Raw genomic sequence first — 4503 nt, 5'->3', positions numbered from 1 at the left:
CACTTAGTCTGTTTAGGAATCTTTGACGGCTGGCTTTTAAATTCTGGGCAGAAATTAAGTCCTATCTCTCCTCTCTATCCAGGGTAAGCGCATCTTGTTGGGTAACCGGGGGTAGTTCTCAATAAACCCGGCCTTGTCTTGATCTAGTCGCTCATGGGGGAAACCACGCCAGTTGCTCATGGGGGGAACCCCCAAGACCGCACTGGCTCCCCAAGACCGTAATGGTGCGTTTGACCCGTAATTAAATTCGCCACGGGTCGCACCTCTGCATCGCTATTGTGCTTATTGACAATCAATTTCCTATATATAGTGTTCATTGAATTCACTAAAAACTATATATAGAAATAAAAAAATTAGATGCGTTTACCCTGTTCTAGCTGTAGGGATTCTAAAAATAAAAGTACAAGAGCTTTTGTTCGTATGTTCTACTTTGAATATTCAGTTTTTGCTCACTTAGAGACAGTTCAAGTAGCTTGCCACTTGAATGTCAACCAAGCTAGAAAAATGCGTTACTTAATTACACTCAATCTACCGCCTCCTAACAATTCTTTGGAGTCCGTGAAGCAACTAGATGGAATCAAAGACTTAGAGATTGATGAAGATTATGGTCTAATTCTCATAAGTCCGAAGCGGGATTTGTATGTCATCCGTGTATCGGGTGACATGGATTCTCAAAAACTGATAGCAATACAACCGTTAGTCAAGGGAGTTCACGGTGATATAAAAATAGCTCCCACAGAATCTCAAGAAGAAGAGGATAAATAACATGCGTGTGTTAATTCAGATGCGATTTATGCCGGAACTCCGTGCTGCAATGACTGCCGAGAGTTTCACTATGACAACAGAGGCTGTTTCTATTGATGGCTTTTCACTGGATCAAAGTTATACACCTGTTTTGGTGCCTAATCGACAAAGACGAGAAGAGGTTGGAGTCACAGAAGTAGGACAACTATTTTCCTTTGATGCTCGCCCTGAAGTTTCCACTTATCTGGTAAGAGGTGAGGTGGCAGATGATGCACTAGAGCCTTTAATAGCGGCAGTTGAACAAGACCCTAATGGGATTGGTGTGTTTTCAGATCCACGAATTAGTGCGATCGCTATTTGTCCACCTGCTTCAGTGGGAACCCATCGAAATGTGGAGAATTTACTGCAATTTCCACAACTTCAAGCAAAAGGAATGGATGGGTCTAACGTAATGGTGGCGATCGTTGATAGCGGAGTCAATCTATCCCATCTAAACAGTAAGGGTAAAACACCTCAATTCGATGCGAGCAAAAGCTGGACTCCAGTATCTGGACTTACCCCAGGTAATATGCGTGTCGATCATGGAACAATGTGTGCCTTTGATGTCTGCATTGCTGCGCCAAACAGCACTCTTCTCGACTATGCCCTTCTCCAATCGCAGACACCAGGTGGCTCGGTAATGGATGGGTTTTTGAGTGATGCTGTCAAAGCTTTCAGTAACTTGCTGCAAATACTCTCAACAGCCCCAGAACCTAAACCAGCTTTGGTAGTTAATAATAGTTGGGGAATGTTTCATCCCTCTTGGGACTTTCCGGTGGGCCATCCTGGCAATTACAGTGATAATCCCAATCATCCTTTCAATATCATTGTTGAAAGTTTAGAGGATGCTGGTGCTGATATTCTTTTTGCTGCTGGTAATTGTGGTGCAGAATGTCCTGATCCAAGATGCCAACGCGTTACTAACAGACCCATTTATGGTGCGAATTCTCATCCAAGTGTCCTTAGCATTGCTGGGGTGACAGTTAATAAAGAGCGAGTTGGCTATTCTAGTCAGGGACCAGGACATCTCGACTCTCAAAAACCCGATCTTTGTGCCTATACTCATTTTGTTGGCTCAGGAGTTTATCGAGCAGATAGTGGCACTTCAGCAGCTTGTCCTGTTGCGGCTGGTGTTGTAGCATCGATTCGGACTAAGTATCCTCCTTCGGTTCTCTCTCCCGCTGAACTTCGTCAACTGTTGCGCCGAACTGCCGAAGATTTGGGTGTGGCAGGTTTTGACTACGATCATGGGTTTGGGCTGATCGATGTTCCAGCCATCCTCAATGCCCTAGAGCGGCTAGACATACCAGAATTACAAATAGGAGAGGCGGTTTCAGGGCATTTAAAGCAGACTGGCGATTCTAGCTTATATCGGGTGAGGGTCGGCACCTCATTGAGCCTTGAGCTAGATGGACAGGATGGTGTAGATTTCGATCTCTATGTCAGAAAGGCATTGCAGCCAACTATCAGTGAGTTCGACTATCGTGGGTATACCAGTTTACCTGACGAGAAAATTAGTATCCGACCTTCAGAACCAGGTGAATATTTTGTTATGGTTCGTTCTTATCGTGGAGCAGGAGATTTTTCTCTGAAAGCTAGTGTGGAATCCATCTTGAACGTGTAGGCGTTTGAGTAACAACTGTACCTGAAGGGGCGACGAAACAGGCTGAAATGCTTGGTATCTAACGCTATAGCATTTTTAAATTGGGTGAGGTACAAAGTTCTAGGTTTTAGGGAGTAGGGAGCAGGGAGTAGCGACTGCATCAGTTTCTTAAATTTGTTAACACCATTACACCAATTGTTAGATCTATAGTTACGGTGAATTTTTAAGGTAGGCATTGCCTACCTTTTTTTTGTATTTAAGGGTCAGTGTTTTTAGATTAGTTTATCTCCTTGAGGGAGATTGTAACTTTGACAAAGATATCTCTCTTAATGGATCCTTCCAGCTGCAGAAACCATGTTTCCATTAATTCATTTCCTTGAGGGAGATTGTAACTATTGGGAAAACAACGATTGTATTCACTGGGAAGAGTTTCCATTAATTCATCTCCTTGAGGGAGATTGTAACTTTACAGGGAAAATTTTAGAAGCTTATTTTGAGCCGGTTTCCATTAATTCATCTCCTTGAGGGAGATTGTAACCCTCTCCCTCCCACTCAGGTCATCCAAAGGAAATGAGGTTTCCATTAATTCATCTCCTTGAGGGAGATTGCTTTTTGCCCAAAAAGCAAAATGACAATCAGTGGGGGCTTGTACCCGCCACTGATTGAAGACCACAACTCGCTTGACCGTAGGTCACGCTGCGCGAACGCTCCAATTCAAAGTTCAAAATTATTAATTCAAAATGATTCGGACAATTCTAGATTTTTAATTTTTAATTTTTAATTTTGAATTACCCGGGGGGCTTGTACCCAGAATTAATTAATTCAAAATTTATGATTTTCTTTATTTTGAAGTTTTAATTTTGAATTTTGAATTACCCAAAGGGGTCAGTTATGACCAGCGTATCGAAAAAGGTCATCATCGCACAGAGATACGCCAGGGCAGGGTCTGTACCGGTTTCGGCACAAGGTTAATTTCACCTTCCCTAGCTCTGGGAAGGACTCCAAAGTTTGGTGATGGTGGTTCGTGTCCGCCGTCTGTGGAACAAAACTACTCGTGAAGTTCAGTTTTATCTGACTTCAAAAGCTAGTGATGCTCAGGTTTTAGCTTCGGCAATTAGAAAACACTGGAGCATTGAAAACGAGCTACATTGGACTATCGACTGTACTTTTGCCGAAGATGCTTGCCGTATTCGCTCTTTACACAGTCCCCGTAATGCGCGCTCTTTGGCGACGCATTGCTCTTACTGCCCTTGATCGTGAGCAAACTTACAAACGTAGTCTCCGGCAAAAAATGAAGCGCACTGCTATGGATAATAACTATATGATTCAAGTCCTTAGTTGTTTTCACAGGCGACAGATTAGATTCTTCTCATCCCTTGTGTCAAGCCTGATTGAGATGCTCTTACCCTGCCTCTCTATCCTCCATTCTGAAATCAGGATGAAGGAGTTTTTATTTATTGGTTCACCGATAATAATACCTAAGTTAGGCTATCAGGGTAAGCGCAAGAAAAAATTGCCCATAATGTGCATTGGCTGGATATCGGTTGATCGTGGCTCGAAACCCCTATAATCTCGTAGAACTTGATTCTCAATAGAGTTTAATAGTTGAGAATGAGCCCCGTTTTTTCTCAATAAGCTACAGCTTATTGATTCTTGCGCTTACCCTGGTTAGGCTATCTTATTATCAGTTTATCAAAGGTACCCTCAAGGGTACTGCCAAGAGGGATTTAGATCTGACATTATATAAATGTGTTGATTGAAATTAATTACAGCAAGAGGTAAAACCCATGCCTTACAAATACCATAAACCCTGTGTGTTCCAAGTTCCGATCAAATTAGAAGTACCAATTGTGCTCGACCTAGCTGTAGGTGCTAAGCGTAAGTGCTTTACTAAATATGAGGAAATGGAACTCGAAGAGAACGGAGCGGCTACTGATCAGTCCCCCGAACCAGTTAGCACTTAGTATCTTTAGCAATCTTTGACAGGAATCTTTGACGGTTGGCTTTGAAATTATCGGCATAAATTAAGTCCTATCTCTCCTCTGTTTCCTCCCTCCTGAGCTCAGGAGGGAGGAGTTTTATTGTAGACCTTAAGCGATAATCACCCCCACCAATAC

6 protein-coding genes are annotated in these 4503 nt (G+C 42.8%); 5 read left to right on the top strand and 1 reads right to left on the bottom strand.

From position 1 onward, the window contains the following. Positions 1-176 precede the first annotated feature (176 nt). Positions 177-317 carry a hypothetical protein gene (locus F6K38_RS35520; RefSeq protein WP_154659784.1) on the bottom strand — a complete coding sequence of 47 codons (141 nt, stop codon included), beginning with the start codon at positions 315-317 and terminating at the stop codon, positions 177-179. Positions 318-420: 103 nt separating this feature from the next. On the opposite strand from F6K38_RS35520, the gene F6K38_RS35515 reads away from it, so the two are divergent. The 5 genes from F6K38_RS35515 to F6K38_RS35495 all read left to right on the top strand — a co-directional run bounded on the left by F6K38_RS35515 (position 421) and on the right by F6K38_RS35495 (position 4350). Then, on the top strand, positions 421-765 hold the full coding sequence (locus tag F6K38_RS35515; protein WP_008184267.1) for a hypothetical protein: 345 nt from the start codon (positions 421-423) through the stop codon (positions 763-765). Position 766: 1 nt separating this feature from the next. After that, the gene (locus F6K38_RS35510; protein ID WP_008184270.1) at positions 767-2407 is read left to right on the top strand and encodes a S8 family serine peptidase; all 1641 of its coding nucleotides are present in this window, start codon (positions 767-769) and stop codon (positions 2405-2407) included. A gap of 333 nt (positions 2408-2740) precedes the next feature. Continuing rightward, positions 2741-2911 (top strand): hypothetical protein, encoded by a 171-nt coding sequence (locus tag F6K38_RS35505; RefSeq protein ID WP_154659785.1) that lies wholly within the window; start codon positions 2741-2743, stop codon positions 2909-2911. A 489-nt stretch (positions 2912-3400) separates the two neighbouring features. Then, positions 3401-3640, top strand: coding sequence for an ISAs1 family transposase (locus F6K38_RS35500; protein WP_202799203.1), 240 nt, complete (start codon positions 3401-3403; stop codon positions 3638-3640). Between the two features lie 533 nt (positions 3641-4173). Further along, the gene (locus F6K38_RS35495; RefSeq protein WP_287257053.1) at positions 4174-4350 is read left to right on the top strand and encodes a hypothetical protein; all 177 of its coding nucleotides are present in this window, start codon (positions 4174-4176) and stop codon (positions 4348-4350) included. Positions 4351-4503: the final 153 nt, after the last annotated feature.

The organism is Moorena sp. SIO3B2, assembly GCF_010692525.1.
Classification (GTDB): Bacteria; Cyanobacteriota; Cyanobacteriia; order Cyanobacteriales; family Coleofasciculaceae; genus Moorena; species Moorena producens.
The sequence above is the reverse complement of the archived record's forward strand: the minus strand, read 5'-3'. Positions and strand labels throughout refer to the sequence as shown.

Excerpts from the sequence above, each read along its gene's own strand:
- F6K38_RS35520 (WP_154659784.1), bottom strand. The coding sequence starts at position 317 with ATGAACACTATATATAGGAAATTGATTGTCAATAAGCACAATAGCGAT.
- F6K38_RS35515 (WP_008184267.1), top strand. The coding sequence starts at position 421 with ATGTTCTACTTTGAATATTCAGTTTTTGCTCACTTAGAGACAGTTCAA.
- F6K38_RS35510 (WP_008184270.1), top strand. The coding sequence starts at position 767 with ATGCGTGTGTTAATTCAGATGCGATTTATGCCGGAACTCCGTGCTGCA.
- F6K38_RS35505 (WP_154659785.1), top strand. The coding sequence starts at position 2,741 with ATGTTTCCATTAATTCATTTCCTTGAGGGAGATTGTAACTATTGGGAA.
- F6K38_RS35500 (WP_202799203.1), top strand. The coding sequence starts at position 3,401 with ATGGTGGTTCGTGTCCGCCGTCTGTGGAACAAAACTACTCGTGAAGTT.
- F6K38_RS35495 (WP_287257053.1), top strand. The coding sequence starts at position 4,174 with ATGCCTTACAAATACCATAAACCCTGTGTGTTCCAAGTTCCGATCAAA.